Raw genomic sequence first — 16,087 nt, forward strand, 5'->3', positions numbered from 1 at the left:
GGCTCGCAGGCCGTGCGCGGCGTCGGTGGCGACGCACCTCAGCGCATCCCACCTCCTTGGGATTGCTTTCATATGCATTCACCTGCTTTCATGATGTGATTATTAGCGGCGGTACCACCGCTCAGCACGACCGCGCACGCCAAAGGAGGCCTCGATGCCAGACGCATCGGTTGCGCGACTCGGCGTCCGCACTTTTCGCATACGAGCTAATGGCCGCCAGCCGAAGCACACCCGGCGCTCAGCATGGCCGGTCACCGACCGAAGCGTCGACATCGTGCGGCACCGGGTCCCAAGAGCGTCCGCTCTTCTTGTCCTCTTTGCCTTCCCATCTAAGGAGCACTAAATATGCAACGACAGACATTCACCGACGAATGGACCGTCTCGGTACGAGGCTCCCTGTTCGAACGCTCGTCGGGTGTGACGGGCGGGACCACCGTCAATCTCCCCCACGACGCGATGCTGGGTACGGGGCGCTCGGCCGACGGAAACCCTCATCTTGGGTACTTCCACGAAGGAACCTGGCAGTACTCGAAAAAGTTCGAGGTCCCCGAGGAGTGGGCATCAAAGCGTGTGACGCTCGAGTTCGAGGGCGCCTATCGCGAGGCCATGGTGTTTGTGAACGGCGCGTTCGCCGGCCAGTGGGCCAATGGCTACTCGACCTTCTATATGGCGATCGATCCGTACCTCTTCTACGGCGGGACGAACGAGGTCCTCGTCGAGGTGCAGGCCTTCGAGGACTCGCGTTGGTACAGCGGAGCAGGCATTTATCGCCCTGTCAACCTCTTGGTGGGCGACCTCGTTCATATCGAGCCCACCGGGCTGCGCGTGACCACCCCCGAGATCGATGACGATGTCGCCACTGTCGCCGCCTCCACCGAGGTGATCAATGAGAGTCCGATCACGAGGACTGTGGACACGGTTCTCGAGGTGCGAGATGCATCGGGCGACGTTGTGGCCACGGACGCGCGAGCGATCACTCTGCTTCCGGGTGAGAAGGCGACGCTACGCCATCGGAGCTACATCCATGGTCCGCGCCGCTGGAATGTGGAGGAGCCGACGCTGTACAGCGCCAGGGTGCGGATTGAGTCGTCCGGCGCTGCGCTCGACGAGGCGACAACCTCGTTCGGAATCCGCACCGCCTCTGTCGATCCCATCCGGGGCCTGCGAATCAACGGGGAGACCGTGAAGCTGCGTGGCGCCTGCCTCCACCACGATCACGGTGTCCTGGGCTCAGCCGAGTTCGACAAGTCGGCCGAGCGCCGCATTCGGCGTCTGAAGGCGGCGGGTTTCAACGCGGTTCGTTCGGCCGCCAAACCGGCCAGCCGTGCCATCCTCGATGCTTGCGACCGGTTGGGCATGCTCGTTCTCGATGAAACGTGGGACATGTGGCACATGTCCAAGACTCACGACGACTACTCCCGTCGATTCAACGAATGGTGGGAGCGGGACGTCGACGCCCTCGTGGCGAAGGACTTCAATCATCCGAGTGTGATCGGGTACTCGATCGGCAGCGAGATTATCGAGATCGGCACCCCGCATGGCGCTCGTTGGAGCCGACAAATCGCGGAGCGCATTCGCAGCCAGGATGATTCGCGGTTCATCACGAACTCCATAAACGGGATGATGACGATGTGGGTGCAGGCACCTTCGCATGAAGCGCCGGCACCTCAGGCTGATTTCGGGCCAGCGGAACCGGACTCGGTGGCTCCTGCGACGTCCACGGATCTCGAATCGGACGTCGGCGTTGAAGCTGCTGCCGACGACAGCTTCAACGCTTCGCTGGCGGTGATCTTCGAGCAGGTGATCGGGGCTCCGCGCGTGGGCGAGGTGCTTGCTGAGCCGGCCGCCGCTCTCGACGTCCTCGGCCTTAACTACGGCGACGTGCGGTACGAGCTGGATAAGGTCGCCTTCCCCAATCGAGTCATGTTGGGCACGGAGACCTTCAATAGCCGCATCGCTCTCACCTGGAAGATGATCCTGGACAATGAGCACGTGATCGGCGACTTCACCTGGGTCGGCTGGGATTACCTGGGCGAGCCGGGGGTGGGACGGCCGAAGTATCCGGGAGAGGACGCGGGCTTCACTGAGCCCTACCCCGGTCTGACCGGCAATTGTGCCGACATCGATCTGAGCGGCAACCGGAACCCGGTCTCCTACTACCGGGAGATCGTGTTCGGACTTCGGAAGGACCCGTACCTGAGCGTTCAGCGCCCGGAGCATCGCGACCACCCGGCACGCCCGAACGCGTGGGCGTGGTCGGACACCGTCGAGAGCTGGACGTGGGACCTTCCGGAGGACTCGCCGGTGACGGTCGAAGCCTATGGAGATGCGGACGAGATCGCCTTCATTCTGAACGGTGACGAGGTAGCACGCGCTGAGGTAGGCACCGAGTTTCCGTTCATGGCCACTGCTGAGATCCCCTATCGGCGCGGAGCCATCGAGGCGGTCTCCTACAAGGCCGGCGCCGAGGTTGGTCGATTCGCCTTGAGTTCGGCAGCTGAGGTGACGCAGATCGGTCTGCTCGCGGAGTCCGACGAGCTGCTAACGGACACTCAGGACGTCCTCTACGTCGATATCTCACTCCTCGACGAGAACGGCACGCTGGACAGGTCGGCTGAAGTGCCCGTCACGGTGAGCGTCGAAGGTCCCGTGATTCTTCAGGGACTCGGAACCGCTCGTCCGAGTACGACTGAGTCCTTCCTGGATTCGGCATGCACCACCTACCAGGGCCGCGCGCTTGCGGTGCTCAGGTATGCAGGCATCGGCGGCGAGGACGCAACCTCGGCGACGATCACGGTCGCGGCTGATGGGCTTCCGACGCAGTCTCTGACTGTGAGCCTCACCCAGCCTGCCTAGGGCTGATCGATAACGACAAGGGGCGGGTGAAGGTTTGCACCTTCACCCGCCCCTTTCCGTTTGAGACTTTAACCGGCCCAGGTATAGCCGCCGTCGACGTACAGTGTCTGACCAGTTATGTAGGGAGAATCCGCTCCCAGGAAGAACATGACCGCGCCAGCGACATCATCCACCCGCGCAAGGCGCTTCATTGGTATGCGGCTGCTCAGGTCCTCACGGTCGATTTTGCCCGCGGCGACCAGCTCTGTGACAAGCAATGTCTCGGTCCACGCGGGAGCGACGGCGTTGACCCTGATCCCTCGCTCAGCCCACTCGACTGCCAGCACCCGGGTCACGCCGACGACGCCGAACTTGGCCGCCGTGTAGGCGACCCGTTCCGGTAAGGCGCGTGCCGACGCGATCGAAGCGAGATTCACGATCGAGGCGGTTTCGGCGAGATAGGGGAACGCTGCCTGGCACGCGAAGAAAGTGCCTGTCAGGTCGACATCGATAACCAGCTTCCAATCCGCGACCGACAGCTCCGCTGATGGCCCTGTCCGGGTAAGACCCGCGCTGTTCACGAGTCCGCTGATCGGTCCACGCTCCTCTGCGACTCGAGAGAACGCAGCCTCGAGCTCGTCTCGATCCGTCACGTTCACTCGGTGGAAGCCGGCTCCGATCTCGCTAGCCGACCGGCTACCGTCTGTATCCGCATCGAAGATGACCGCATCCATGCCCGCTGCGCGCACCGCTGAGGCTACGCCAAGGCCGATTCCTTTTGCCGCGCCCGTGATGACTATTGGCCCCATCTGGCCCTCCTTCTGGTTGCCGCTGTCGTCGATCATGCGGTGATTCGTGCAGATCGCACGGATGCCGAGGCCACCCTCTGCCAGTCGATGTCGATGCCGAGTCCCGGTCGAGTGGGCGGTGTGATCGAGACCACCCCGTCCATCAGTTCGCACTCGGCCGGTGCAACGAACTCCGCGCAGGTGTCCCACGGGGAGACCGGCGGGAACATCTCGACTGGCCCGTTCGCTGTCGCGCCCAGAACGGCATGCCGGTGAATCTGCGGGTACACGTGCGTGGACAGGCTGATCGCGTGTGCACTGTCGACGAGAGAGGGAAGCGCGCTGAATCCTCCCGCACAGGTGAGGTCGGCGCGAAGGACGTCGACGAGGCCGCTCTCGGCAGCGGTTCGTAGCGTTGCGGCCCGTGAGACCTCGTCGCCCACGCCGATCGGCAGCCGACTCATGCTGCGGATCGCCGCTAGCGTTTCGAGGTCATCGGCGGCGACTGGATCTTCGATCCAGGCCAAGTTCAGATGATTCCATCGCCCGAGAACATGTCGGGCGACGTCCAGGTCGTACCAGGACCACGCCACGTCGACGTTGACCGACACTTCGTCAGGAACAGCCTTCATCATCGCCTCTAAGCGGTTGGTGAAAGCGTCTGGTTGGGCGGCACCGTAGGCGATCTTGATGTGCTTGTATCCCTCGTCCACCCTCGCGCAGATCCGGTCGATGAACTGAGAATCTGTTTCGCCGTCTATTGGATAGCCCTCGACGATCTGGATCGGCGCCGTTGACCGAGTGGCGCCTAGCAGCTTCCACACCGGGGAGTCGAGGTGCTTCCCCCTAAGGTCCCACAGAGCGATGTCAATCAGCGAGAGCGCCCGTCCCACTACGCCTTCAGCGGCGAAGGGCTGCAGGCCTCGGCGAACCTGCTGCATGGTGCCTTCGATGTCAACCGAGCCCCGCCCCAGGAACCGGGGGCCGACGAGCTCACTGATGACCGTGTCTGTCGGCGCCCCACGCGAAAGCGCGAATGCGACTCCGCTCGCACCGCTCGAGTCGGTGATTCGGATCACGACGTATTCCCGACGATCCACGGAGGCATGGCCGAGCATGAAGGGCCTCGCGAGGGGGAACACGCATTTGAAAACCTCGATCCGCTCGATCGTCAGCGAATCGTATGCAGTGGACAACTCGTACACGGCGGCGCTCTTGCCTTCACCGGCCTGTTCGCGTTCCAGCGATTCCGTGATTGCCCTCACGACGGTCTTCTCAGTCATCCATGCACCTTTGCATTCGGGTCCAATTAATCGCCCTTGCCCTCGCCGATCAACTTCAGGTCAGTTGCCAGCAATCGCGCGCTTCGCCGCGTCGACGATGGATCCCACGGACGGGATGAGGGCGGCTTGCAAAACCGGTGAAGCTGGCATCGGCACGTCCGGCGTTCCGAGGCGGACGATGGGCGTTGCCAAGTGCGCCGATGCGGAGATGAGGGCCACGATCTCTGCTCCGAAGCCGCCCCTCGTGACCGCCTCGTGAACGACGACGACTCGCCCGCCCGCCTCTTCCACGATCGCGAACACGGCCGCTTCGTCGAGAGGATTGAGCCATCTGAGGTCGAGGACCGACGCGGAGACGCCTTCGGCTTCCAGAATCACGGCAGCCTCTTCAGCAGTATTGACCATCGGCCCCCAGCTGATGATGGCTACATCGGTTCCCTGACGACGGCGTACTGCGCCGCCGATTGGACCCGCGCTCTCGGTCGTCGTGACGTCGCCCTTCACCTGATACTGACTCCTGGACTCGATGATTACGACGGGATCGTCGTCGGCGATGGCGGCCCGCAGCATACTGTACGCGTCGGCCGGTCGCGAGGGGATGCCCACGCGGATACCCGGGATGTGTGCGAGCAGGGCTTCGACGTTCCGAGAATGCTGCGCGCACGATCCAGCTGTCACGCCCTGTTGGGTGCGGACGACCATGGGAACGGATCGAGTGCCGCCCGAAATGTAGCGAATGTTCGCAGCCTGGTTGATCAGCTGGTCGAAGGCGACGAACATGAAGTCTGCCCACATGATCTCGACAATCGGCCGCAGCCCTTCCATGGCGGCACCAACGGCGGATCCGAGCATGGCCGATTCAGAGATTGGCGTATCGAAGACGCGATCCTCACCGAACTCCCGCTGGAGCTGACGGGTGACCCCAAATATGCCGCCGGCGAACCCGACGTCCTCGCCGTAGAGCAACGTCTCGGGCCGCTCCCGCAGCTCCGCACGCAATGCCTCGTTCACGGCGCGCCAGTACGGCCAATGGCGAGTCTCCGTCTCGATCGCTCCTATGGCGGAGCTCGGCGTGTAGACGTGATCGAGTGCGGTGAGAGGATCCGGCAGCGGCATCGCCAGCACCTCGGCGACGATCTCATCGAGCAGCTGCACGACCTCGCCCTCCAACGACGCGATATCCGTTTCCGACACACCGCCTGCCAGCAGCTGCGTGCGCAGGCGCGGTAGCGGGTCTAGGGACCGCGAGTCCTCACGGTCCTCCAGGGTCCGGTAGTGCTCCCCGTCCTTGTTGTAGTGACCCATGAGTCGCACGGTACGGGCCTCGATGAGGGTGGGGCCGCCTCCGGAACGCGCCCGATCGGCCGCATCGCTGACAGCCCGACGAACCGTCTCGGGATCGTTCCCGTCGATGGTGATCGCCGGAATGCCGTATCCGCTCGCGCGCTCAGAGAGGTTGATCACGCGGGTGGTGCTCGAGATCGGCGTCATCTCGGACCAGAGGTTGTTCTCCACGATGAAGATGACGGGGAGTGCCTGAACGGCCGCGAAGTTGAGGCCCTCGTGAGTGGCACCCTGGTTCATCGCCCCATCACCGATGGTGACGACGCAGACTTGGCCGCGTCCCGCCCGCTGAGCTGCCATCGCCACACCATCAGCGATGGGGATTCCCGCTCCGACGATGGAGTTCTCACCCACGAAGTCGTACTCCGGCGCCATGAAGTAGGGGCTGCCGGCTCGTCCACCGTTGATGCCGCCCGAACGCTGTGCGATCTCGCCGAGGACCTTCACCATGGGGACACCCCATGCGACTGCCCAACCATGACCACGGTAGGTGGAGACGACCTTGTCGCCGTCTCGCAGAGCAGCGCGGGCACCGACCGGAATCGCTTCCTGACCGGCGCAAAAGTGCATCGACCCCGAGATGGTGCCGTCGGTGCCCAGCGCCAGGGCTCGTTCTTCCAAAGTGCGGATCTCGAGCATGGTCCGGTACAGGTCTAGTCCTGTCGTTGTCCGCGTTGGGGTTTCCAGCATGCGAGTTCCCTTCGAGCGATGCTTCGTTGCAGCATCGAGACTCTAGCAGAAACACCCATATGATGAGACTTAAACTCAGCGGGCGAAAGTAGCACCAGGATCCTCGGCTGATCGAGCACGGAAACGGATGACTGCGCAGAGGTGCGCGGCAACTATGAGCAACTAGTCGGCACTCTCGACGCTCGCCACTCCTTGCCGATTTTCGAGATCGCGGAATCCCACGCCCGGACCCTCGCTGTCCTCGGAGGGGTTGAGCTCGGACGCGAGCAGAGCGGCTATGCGCAGCAGTCCGGATCAAATCCCACGCCGCACTGAGATAGAGGAGTCTGTTCATGGTTGGTCGTCTTGAAGGCAAGGTAGCTCTGATCAGCGGAGCCGCTTCCGGCATGGGCGCGGCCCACGCCCGAGCCATCGTCCGAGAGGGCGGACGCGTCGCGATCGCGGACATCGCCGATGACGCCGGCGAGAAGCTGAGCGCTGAACTGGGGGACACGGCCCTCTACGTTCGCCTGAACGTGACGAGCGCAGAAGACTGGGCGACTGCCGTGGAGCGCACGGAATCTCACTTCGGCCTGCTGAACGTTCTCGTCAACAACGCCGGCATCCTGAACTTCGCTCCGCTGGGGCAGGACGCCGTGGAGGCCTGGGACCGCACCATCGCCATTAACCTCACTGGGCCGTTCCTCGGGCTGACAGCTGCCCTTCCAGCTCTTAAGCGTGCGCGTCCGTCCTCGGTGATCAACATCTCCTCGGCAGCTGGCCTCCGAGGGATCCCCGCCGCGCATGGTTACACGGCGTCGAAGTTCGGGCTGCGCGGCCTCACGAAGTCTGCGGCACTGGAACTGGCTGACAGCGGGGTGCGGGTCAACTCGGTTCACCCCGGCGGTGTGCGTACACCCATGTTGAGCGCCTTCGGCGGCGGCGAGGGTGTAGTCGAGACGAGCCTGCTCAAACGCCTCGGCGAACCCGAGGAAATCTCAGCTATGGTCGTGTTCTTGGCGAGCGACGAATCGAGCTTCTCCACTGGAAGCGAGTTCGTGATCGACGGCGGAACCAGCGCGGGGCTCGTCGGAAGCTGAACTTGGACGGCCGTGCCGTTCATCTCGCGGGAAGCGGATGAACGGCACGGCGAACGCATCCGACGAGGCCGAGCGTCACCATTCGGCGAATGAGCCGTCACGATGACGCCAGACGGGCGGATGCCACCGGTCGGATCCTCGTTCATCGGCCTGGCGAACGGCTTCTTCATCGATGTCAATTCCGAGGCCGGGCGCCTCCCACCGCAGGACGCTGCCCTGGTCGAACTGGAGCGGTCCCGTGTCTAGCATGTAGTCGAATGGCTCGATCCCTCCGTTGTAGTGCATGCCTATGCTGCTCTCCTGGATCAGGAAGTTCGGCGTCGCGAAAGCGACCTGAAGGCTGGCCGCGAGAGCGATGGGGCCGAGCGGACAGTGCGGTGCGAGCAGGACATCGAAGGTCTCAGCCAGGGATGCGATCCTTCGCACCTCGGAGATGCCGCCTGCGTGCGAGAGGTCAGGCTGCGCCACGGCGATCCCACCCTGGAGCACCGGGAGGAAATCCGTGCGGGAGAATAGTCGCTCACCAGTCGCGATTGGTACTGCGTTGCTGGCTGTCACCTCGGCGATCCTGTGGCTGTACTCGGGAAGCACAGGCTCCTCGACGAACATCGGTCGCAGCGGCTCGAGCTCGGGAATCACGCGCCGCGCGCCGGCGACGGTGAACCGACCATGGAAGTCGATGGCGATATCGCGATGGTCACCCATGACATCCCGAACCGCTGATAGCCGAGACACCACCTCGTCGACGTCTGCGGGCGTCGGAATGCGGTTCATGAGGCCGGATGCGTTCATCTTGATGGCGGTCAGCCCGGCCGCGACCTGCTCAGCCGCCTGATCGGCTACCTCTGAGGGCTCATCACCGCCGATCCAACCGTACATCCGCACGCTTTCGCGCACGGCGCCCCCGAGCAGCTGATGCACGGGGACTCCCAGGGCCTTGCCGAGGATGTCCCACAGAGCCTGATCGATGCCGGCGACGGCGCTCGCAAGAATGGCGCCGCCTCGATAGAATCCGGCCTTGCTCATGACCTGCCACAGGTCTTCGACGCGCCGGGGATCCTGCCCGATGAGCAGCTGCGAAAGTTCGTCGACGGCGGTCCGCACGGTGTCCGCTCGCCCTTCCACGACCGGTTCACCCCAGCCGACGATGCCCTCGTCCGTGGTGATCTTGCAGAAGAGCCACCGTGGCGGCACGACGAATGTTTCGACTGAGACGATCTTCATGGTATTCCGTACCTCCGATTAGCAACGTTGCTGTCGCGATGCAGTCATAAAGCGACTTGTGCTCACTCACCGATCACGGGCGACCGAGCATTCGCAGCAGGTCATTTATGACCGCCATCGGTGACCGCACGAAGAGGCTCGGGCGCCGAGGGCCGAACCTCTGCGCCGCGCGCAGGATGGTCCGCCTGAGCGAACACGATGCTACACGGAGTTCCACATGCGCGGAAAGTCTTCCATTATCTGGCAAGAGGGAAGATCAGTCGCGTAGCCCCCGTCCGTCGTCATTCGTGGACCATGCTTCGGCGTCACGAACGATCCCGCGAATGTCCTGGACCTTCTCGATCAGCACTCTCAGAGGCGTTCGGAAGGCCAGTCCGCTGACGCTTACCGCCCCTCGGCGAGAGGTGCCTCCGGTCAATGAGATCGGCACCGCGATGCAGTTGACGCCATCCTCATTCTCTTGATCATCGACGCCATACCCTCGCTCTCGCGTCTGCTCCAGCTCATCCCACAAAGCCGGCAACGTGGTGATGGTGTTCCGCGTTCGAGGTGGGAGAGCGCCGTCGCCGTAAAGGTCGAACAGTTGCGCCTCGGTCGCGATCACTTGACTGAGCAGGAGCTTGCCGACCGCGGTGCGATAGGCGGGGTTCCGTCCCCCCACGACAGAAGTAAGTCGGATCGCTCCGGCTTCGGGATCGCGCTTGGCTCGATAGACAACCTCCGATCCCTCCAAGACCGCGTAGTGCGCTGTCTCGCCGAAGAGATCAGAGAGCGCAAGCAGAGCGGGGCCAACCTGAGCGGAGTCGGAGCGCGCGGAGTAGTTCTGGAAGGCAAGTCGAATGAAATCGTCTCCGACGACGTAAATTCCGCGGCCAACCTGCGATGCGAGGCGCGCACGTCGCAGGGAGGCGAGTGCTCGGTGCACCGTCGATTTGGAGCTGTTCAGTCGCAGCGACAGTTCCTCGAGCGTTGCGCCGTTCGGGTGTTCTGCGAGTTCCATGAGCACCGCCAGGACGCGGTCGGCTCCGACGACCTTCTGCTCTCCCTCCGCGGCCACGAGATCACTCAAGCCGCCCTCCAGGTCGCATACCTTGGTGGAGCGAGGAGCGCTTCACTGTCCACGAACCCGTCTGGGGGTTCCGTTTCTGTCTCACAAGACAAGTATCGCGTCATCGGGTGGCTCATCACTGCGCCGAGTGCCTCTCTCCGGCTTCAACCGCTGCGCGGATCAGTACCTCCCGATCGCGATGGAATCGATCGATCGGCGCCGAAATGGTGAAGCACCCCACACAGGTGCGACCTTGCAGGATCGGTGCGGTCACGCAACCGACACCGTCTGTGAATTCGGCTTCCTCAACTGCATATCCGACATGGCGGATGGTCTGCAGCTGTTCGCGGAGCACGGCCACATCGGTGACGGTGTTGGCGGTAACCTTCGTGAGCTCATGGGACGCCAGGTAAGCGTCCAGATCACTGGGCGAGAGGTGCGCCAGCATCGTCTTACCCGCGGCGCGCGCGTGCTCCAACCCGGAGAGCTCTGTATGAATGGCGCTTCCGACCCTGACTGCGCTGGAGCCTTCGATGGTCGCCAGTGCGACGACCTGGTTGTCTCTCCACCCCGAGAGGTATGCCGTCTCTCCTGTCTCCTCTGCCAGACGGCGCACCTCGGCCAGCCGCGCCGGGGGCGGGCCGCCGCGCTCGTAGCCCACAACGAGGGTGGCGATCTTCGGCCCGAGCATGTAGCGCCGCGATGTGTCTCGGGTGAGAAACCCCTCGGACAGCATCGTGTTGATGAGGTGGTAGGCAGTGGTGAGCGGGATTCCGGCTTCCCGCGCCGCATCGGCGACCGGCAGACCATCGCCACTCTCGCCGATGCGGACCAGGAGGTGCATGGCCTTCACGACGGCGAGGACGCGATGGTGGCGAGGGACGTCCACCCCATTCGGTTCGCTCATTGCCTATAGCCTTCCTGGCCCCTAGGCCCGCCCCCAGCGAGTATGCCATCCATGGAGAGGGGAGATGTCGACGTCGACCCGAGCCGTCGCCATGTAAGGGTCGCTCCGAAAATGGGCGATCTCCTCTGCGGGAGAGAGATCAGACGCGGTGGAGAGGACGCGTGGAGGGGCTTGAAGCCCGGGTCGAGGGTCCTGACGGAGGCCGTCAGCGACTCATTCAGCCGTGAGACGATGTCGATAGGATCCCGAGTCGCTCAGCTCGTGACTCGTCGAACTGCATCAGCTCGAGCACGTTCCCATCTGGGTCGCGCAGGTAGCACGCCGAAGCGCCCCTGTTAGCGCCCTCCGTGACAATCACAGGCGAATTCACGAACTGCGCGCCCGCGGTGAGCATCTGGCGGTGCAGGAGACCCAGGTCGGTGACGACGAAAGCAACGTGCGCCGCCCCGACGCGGTTGACCGGTGGGGCCGCTTCGGAGGACTGAATAGCCCCGGTGACATATTGGATCAGCTCGAGCATGTGGGTTGAGATCCCGTCCGAAGCACCAGGCACTCTGAACTGCGCGACCTCGAGCACGGCGTCCTCGACGCCGACCAAGGTTCGGGTGTAGTCGTTGTCCCCACGCTGACGGTGGACGAGTTGCAGGCCGAGCACGCGGGTGTACCAATCGACCGACACGTCGATGTCCTTCACAATGAAGGCCGCATGCAACAGGCCGACGATCCTCGTCCCGCTCACCCGAGACCCCTTGATACTGCCTCAACGCGGGGATGTTGTCGCTCACTCACTGCAGCCTCCTCGCTGTTTTGAGATTCTGGACCCAGGACATAATTACGGATGCTGATCAGAGGTGTCAAGATGATGAATCAGGGAGGCGTAGCTAGGCCCGTTGACTGCTCAAGCCCTCCGCCACAGATCGGACGGGTCCTCGGCCTATAGCTAGGGCCGACAGCAGATCCTCCCTGCGATGGAGACATGGGCGATCGCTGCCCTGGACGCCTCCTCGCTGGCGTGGCGTCCAAGAGCTGACAGGGTCGAAACCTGTCATGAATAGAAGCGGTCCGATCGACGGCATCCAGGTACATGCCCGCCACATCGAGCTGATTGAATACCGCCCAGATCAGTATCCCTGTCTTGGGTGAGGAGGACATCAGCTGAGGCATCGCCCCCCTCAGCGATCACGCGACGGAAGCAAAGTCCGAGGGGAAGTCAGTCGCGCGCCGATCCCGCACTATCCGATGGACCCGACGCCCTGCTCTGCAAGAAGCCGACGCAGCTCGGCAATCTGGTCCTCCTGGATGAGCGGCTCTGCTGCCCGAGCCGCAACGCCGCTCAGCGAAGCTCGAATGTCAAGTAGCTCAAGGAGATGCGCGCGGCCGAAGGCGACAACCTATCGCCCCCGGTTTCCCGCTGTGGCTTGAATGAGGCCATCCGCTTTCAGCTGCCGGAGGACCTCACGGACAGGTTGACGACTGATGTGAGGAGATGCAAAGGTCGTTCTCGGAGAACCGCTGGCGGGCTACGTGCAGCCCCCTGAAGATGCCCTGGTGCAGCTTCTGCAGTGTCCACTCACCGATCTGACGCCGTTCGTGCCGAGCAAGGCCATCCGCCTCGATGATGAAAGAAATCGGCTATCACGGACTTGAGGGCGAGTCTCGAAGGGCTGAGAGAGTGTGTGTGGAGGCCCACGCGGCGGCACCGCTTCAGACCGAGACGGCTCGATTGAGCCCCCGAGCGATACGGTGAAGCATCATGGATCGTTCGATCCATCGGTCAATCGCGGATCGCACTCCAGCGGTTGGTCACACCCACTTGAATCCTCTGCGCGAACGTTCCGACCACAGCCATCGGCACTCCATCAGGAATTATCAGAGTGAGGTGGCAGCGCCGCCGTATCTGAATGGCGGAATCACCTTCAGGGGAGACGACCACCGCCGCCTCCAGAGAGACGGCGCCGATGTCGAGCTGGTACGCGTGTGCGCCCGAGCCGCTGCCGGGTGACGCGTATGACGCGAGGCCGACGCGGCCCGAGATCGTGACTGAAAATGGTCGGTCCAACGGACCATCGAACGTCAGCCCATCCCTCGAGGAAATCATGCTCCCTGACGCTGTCAGCAACGGCGCCTCGGCTTGCGCGATCGTCTTGATGGCGGAGAAGACATCGTCGTCGGAAATCCAATTCGCCGCAGCGGGTACCTGGACCACGAACTGGGCCACGCCCGCCATCTCCCGGCTCTGGGGGTGGACTGGCCCCGCGGCATCGGGCACCGACGTCTTCACGCGCACCTGCAGCGGTTCGAGGGCCGGAAGCTCGATCGCGCGCGATGGATCGGGCCTCCGGGGCGCGCTCCGGTCACGCAGCTTAAGCTCGGGCAGAGGTTCGAGCTGCCATGACGGAGCAGCGTCAGAACCGAGATCTCCTCGAGAGCGCGGGTCACTCGGATGGCGAGCCAGCAGCTGAACCTGGATCTGCATGTGCGCACGAAGAGGGAGCGATTCGAGGGCCGTGTGCAGCTCATCCTCATCCGCCGCCCGCCAGAGTCCGTAGCTCGCCCACTCACCAGGGAGCCGCCACAATGCTACGATCCGGCCTTCGGCTATCAGCTCTGCGGCGCGTGCCGCTTCGGCGGACCGCAGGCGATCCACTTCCGAGAAAGTCAGATCCCCCGTGTCGATGTCGGTCCGCACGAGGAACTCGGCAAGGTCGGCCATTACGAGCGGACCCGGTTCACCGCCGCGATGATATCCGCGACGCCCGGCAGGACAGCTTCCTGGAGCGAAGGCGAGGACGGCATCCGGACATCGGGCGTTCCCACGCGGATAATGGGTGCTCGCAGGGTCTCGAAGAGTCTCTCCGAGATGCGGGCGGACACTTCGCCTCCGAAACCGCCAGTCACGAATGCCTCGTGAGCTATTACCACTCGTCCGCCGCAGCGCTTCACGATGCGCTCGATGGCTTCATCATCCAGCGGCCGCAACCACCGGAGGTCGAGCACGCCAGCGTGGACGCCCTCCATCTCGAGAGCATCAGCCGCTGCTGTAGCGGCGGCTGCCATCGCGCCCCAGGTGATGATCGCCACGTCGTTGCCGCTGCGCCGCTCGACTGCGCCCGCCGCGATCTCGGAGGGACCGGCCAGTGACACCGGCCCGCTGTCCTGATACATCGATCGGTGCTCGATCATGATGACCGGGTCCGGATCCTCGATCGCAGCCAGCGTCATCGCGTAGGCATCGTGGGGGGTGGAGGGCATTCCAACCTTCACACCCGGGATGTGGCTGAGAATGGCTTCGATACTCTGCGAGTGCTGCGCGCAGGATCCGGGCGTCACTCCCTGCTGCATGCGGATCACGAGTGGGGCGGACAGGCGGGATTCGTTGATGTAGCGAACATTCGAAGCCTGATTGATGATCTGGTCCAGCGCGACAAACACGAAGTCCGCCCACATGATCTCGACGACCGGCTTCATGCCGGCGATGGCCGCGCCGACAGCGGATCCGAGGATCGCCGCCTCAGCGATAGGAGTGTCGAAGACCCGGTCCGCGCCGAAGTCTTTTTGCAGCCCCCTGGTAACGCCGAAGATGCCTCCAGCGAATCCGACATCTTCCCCGTAGACCATCACCTCGCCGCGACGGCGCAAGGCATCCTTAAGCGCCTCATTGACGGCCCGGAAGTAGGGGATGTCCTTTACCACCGCCTCGCGCGGAGCCGGGATTGGAAGATCGGGGGCGTAGAGATGCTCGAGGACGCCGGTCGGCGACGGCGCGGGCGCCTGCCGGACCCTCTCGGCGATTTCCCGGATCTCGTTCGCGACCTCCACGTCGATGCGGGCCATCTCCTCCTCCGAGAGGTCCTTAAGCTCGCGGAGGCGAAGCAGGGGGTCCGCTAGCTGGGCTGCCTCGATGTCATCCGCAGGACGGTAGTGCTGGATGTCCTTGTTGTAATGTCCCGAGAGCCGGACCGTCTTGAACTCCAGTAGGACCGGCCCCTGGCCCGACCGGCACAGGGCGGCAGCCTCGGCAACGGCCTCTGCCACCGCCGCCGGATCGTTGCCGTCGTATACCCGACTCTCGATGCCGAGTCCTTGACCCCGACGGGCTAGATGCTCGCCGCGGGTGGTTGCGCTGATCGGGGTCATCTCCGACCAGCCGTTGTTCTCGCACACGAAGATGACGGGCAGATTCTTCGCTGCCGCAAAAACCATCGCTTCGGTCGTGCTGCCTTGATTCATCGCCCCGTCGCCGAAGGAGACGAGCACCACCCCACTTCCGCCTTGAAGCCGGTCGGCCATGGCGACCCCATCGGCGATCGGAAGCCCGGCTCCGATAATCGAGTTCTCGCCGAGGAAGCCAACTTCCGGGGCGCTCAGCATGGGCGATCCGGCACGACCGCCATTCACGCCGCCTTCGCGCTGGCCGATCTCCGCCATCAGAGCGAACGGATCTGCGCCGCAGGCGAGCGCCCACCCATGGCCTCGATAGGTCGACAGGACCTTGTCACCAGGCTGCAGCACCGACATGGCCCCAACCGGAATCGCCTCCTGCCCCAGGCAGAGGTGTACGGAGCCCGCGACGTGGCCTTCTCGTCCGAGTTCGAGCACCTGCTCTTCGAACTTCCGAATGAGGGACATGCGACGGTAAGCATCAACGGAGGACAGCGGATATGGCAACGGAGAGTTCTCCTATCGGGTACGGGAATCCGCGATAACGATCGCGTGCGCGTCCAAGTCGCGCTGGAGACGGAAGCACAGCAACTCATCCCAAATCATTATATGAAACGGATGGTTGTCATCTTGTACGGGTTCGCGATCATCGCCTCAGTGACGCAGGCGTGACTGAGCTTCTTCATCGATGACGGAGCAGGCCTTGAAGCTGGTAGCAATATGCCGCG

The 16,087-nt window shown here is 63.6% G+C and carries 11 protein-coding genes; 2 read left to right on the forward strand and 9 right to left on the reverse strand.

Annotated elements, in window-relative coordinates; translation table 11 throughout:
* Window positions 1-345 precede the first annotated feature (345 nt).
* The gene (locus DDQ50_RS16080; RefSeq protein ID WP_116757825.1) at window positions 346-2,856 is read left to right on the forward strand and encodes a glycoside hydrolase family 2 protein; all 2,511 of its coding nucleotides are present in this window, start codon (window positions 346-348) and stop codon (window positions 2,854-2,856) included.
* 68 nt (window positions 2,857-2,924) lie between these two features.
* Here DDQ50_RS16080 and DDQ50_RS16085 read toward each other — a convergent pair whose 3' ends face one another.
* Genes DDQ50_RS16085 through DDQ50_RS16095 form a run of 3 tightly spaced genes read right to left on the reverse strand, consistent with a single transcriptional unit; the run spans window position 2,925 to window position 6,940 of the window.
* Window positions 2,925-3,680 carry an SDR family NAD(P)-dependent oxidoreductase gene (locus DDQ50_RS16085; RefSeq protein WP_116757826.1) on the reverse strand — a complete coding sequence of 252 codons (756 nt, stop codon included), beginning with the start codon at window positions 3,678-3,680 and terminating at the stop codon, window positions 2,925-2,927.
* The gene (locus DDQ50_RS16090) at window positions 3,677-4,906 is read right to left on the reverse strand and encodes a mandelate racemase/muconate lactonizing enzyme family protein (protein WP_116757827.1); all 1,230 of its coding nucleotides are present in this window, start codon (window positions 4,904-4,906) and stop codon (window positions 3,677-3,679) included. Before DDQ50_RS16090 ends, DDQ50_RS16085 begins: the two co-directional genes overlap by 4 nt.
* A gap of 60 nt (window positions 4,907-4,966) precedes the next feature.
* Window positions 4,967-6,940 (reverse strand): alpha-ketoacid dehydrogenase subunit alpha/beta, encoded by a 1,974-nt coding sequence (locus DDQ50_RS16095; RefSeq protein ID WP_116757828.1) that lies wholly within the window; start codon window positions 6,938-6,940, stop codon window positions 4,967-4,969.
* A 332-nt stretch (window positions 6,941-7,272) separates the two neighbouring features.
* Here DDQ50_RS16095 and DDQ50_RS16100 point away from each other — a divergent pair, with 332 nt between their 5' ends.
* Entirely contained in the window at window positions 7,273-8,019 is a 747-nt protein-coding gene (locus tag DDQ50_RS16100; protein ID WP_116757829.1) for a glucose 1-dehydrogenase, read from the forward strand.
* Window positions 8,020-8,094: 75 nt separating this feature from the next.
* Here the strand turns inward: DDQ50_RS16100 and dgoD are convergent, their stop codons facing one another.
* The 6 genes from dgoD to DDQ50_RS16135 form a co-directional block, all read right to left on the reverse strand.
* A complete protein-coding gene (gene dgoD / locus DDQ50_RS16105) occupies window positions 8,095-9,243 on the reverse strand; it encodes a galactonate dehydratase (protein ID WP_116757830.1) in 1,149 nt (382 codons plus the stop codon).
* Between the two features lie 256 nt (window positions 9,244-9,499).
* Window positions 9,500-10,300, reverse strand: coding sequence for an IclR family transcriptional regulator (locus DDQ50_RS16110; protein ID WP_116757900.1), 801 nt, complete (start codon window positions 10,298-10,300; stop codon window positions 9,500-9,502).
* A gap of 127 nt (window positions 10,301-10,427) precedes the next feature.
* On the reverse strand, window positions 10,428-11,198 hold the full coding sequence (locus tag DDQ50_RS16115) for an IclR family transcriptional regulator (RefSeq protein WP_116757831.1): 771 nt from the start codon (window positions 11,196-11,198) through the stop codon (window positions 10,428-10,430).
* A 217-nt stretch (window positions 11,199-11,415) separates the two neighbouring features.
* Window positions 11,416-11,937: a VOC family protein gene (locus tag DDQ50_RS16120; RefSeq protein ID WP_165829863.1), complete on the reverse strand. Its 522-nt coding sequence runs from the start codon at window positions 11,935-11,937 to the stop codon at window positions 11,416-11,418.
* Window positions 11,938-12,972: 1,035 nt separating this feature from the next.
* Complete coding sequence (locus DDQ50_RS16130) at window positions 12,973-13,911, reverse strand: muconolactone Delta-isomerase family protein (protein ID WP_116757833.1); 939 nt, start codon at window positions 13,909-13,911, stop codon at window positions 12,973-12,975.
* Window positions 13,911-15,827 carry an alpha-ketoacid dehydrogenase subunit alpha/beta gene (locus DDQ50_RS16135; RefSeq protein WP_116757834.1) on the reverse strand — a complete coding sequence of 639 codons (1,917 nt, stop codon included), beginning with the start codon at window positions 15,825-15,827 and terminating at the stop codon, window positions 13,911-13,913. The genes DDQ50_RS16130 and DDQ50_RS16135 overlap by 1 nt, the downstream gene beginning before the upstream one ends.
* Window positions 15,828-16,087: the final 260 nt, after the last annotated feature.

The sequence above is a fragment of the Amnibacterium flavum genome (genome assembly GCF_003097495.1).
Taxonomy (GTDB): Bacteria; Actinomycetota; Actinomycetes; order Actinomycetales; family Microbacteriaceae; genus Naasia; species Naasia flava.

Excerpts from the sequence above, each read along its gene's own strand:
- DDQ50_RS16080 (WP_116757825.1), top strand. The coding sequence starts at position 346 with ATGCAACGACAGACATTCACCGACGAATGGACCGTCTCGGTACGAGGC.
- DDQ50_RS16085 (WP_116757826.1), bottom strand. The coding sequence starts at position 3,680 with ATGATCGACGACAGCGGCAACCAGAAGGAGGGCCAGATGGGGCCAATA.
- DDQ50_RS16090 (WP_116757827.1), bottom strand. The coding sequence starts at position 4,906 with ATGACTGAGAAGACCGTCGTGAGGGCAATCACGGAATCGCTGGAACGC.
- DDQ50_RS16095 (WP_116757828.1), bottom strand. The coding sequence starts at position 6,940 with ATGCTGGAAACCCCAACGCGGACAACGACAGGACTAGACCTGTACCGG.
- DDQ50_RS16100 (WP_116757829.1), top strand. The coding sequence starts at position 7,273 with ATGGTTGGTCGTCTTGAAGGCAAGGTAGCTCTGATCAGCGGAGCCGCT.
- dgoD (WP_116757830.1), bottom strand. The coding sequence starts at position 9,243 with ATGAAGATCGTCTCAGTCGAAACATTCGTCGTGCCGCCACGGTGGCTC.
- DDQ50_RS16115 (WP_116757831.1), bottom strand. The coding sequence starts at position 11,198 with ATGAGCGAACCGAATGGGGTGGACGTCCCTCGCCACCATCGCGTCCTC.
- DDQ50_RS16130 (WP_116757833.1), bottom strand. The coding sequence starts at position 13,911 with ATGGCCGACCTTGCCGAGTTCCTCGTGCGGACCGACATCGACACGGGG.
- DDQ50_RS16135 (WP_116757834.1), bottom strand. The coding sequence starts at position 15,827 with ATGTCCCTCATTCGGAAGTTCGAAGAGCAGGTGCTCGAACTCGGACGA.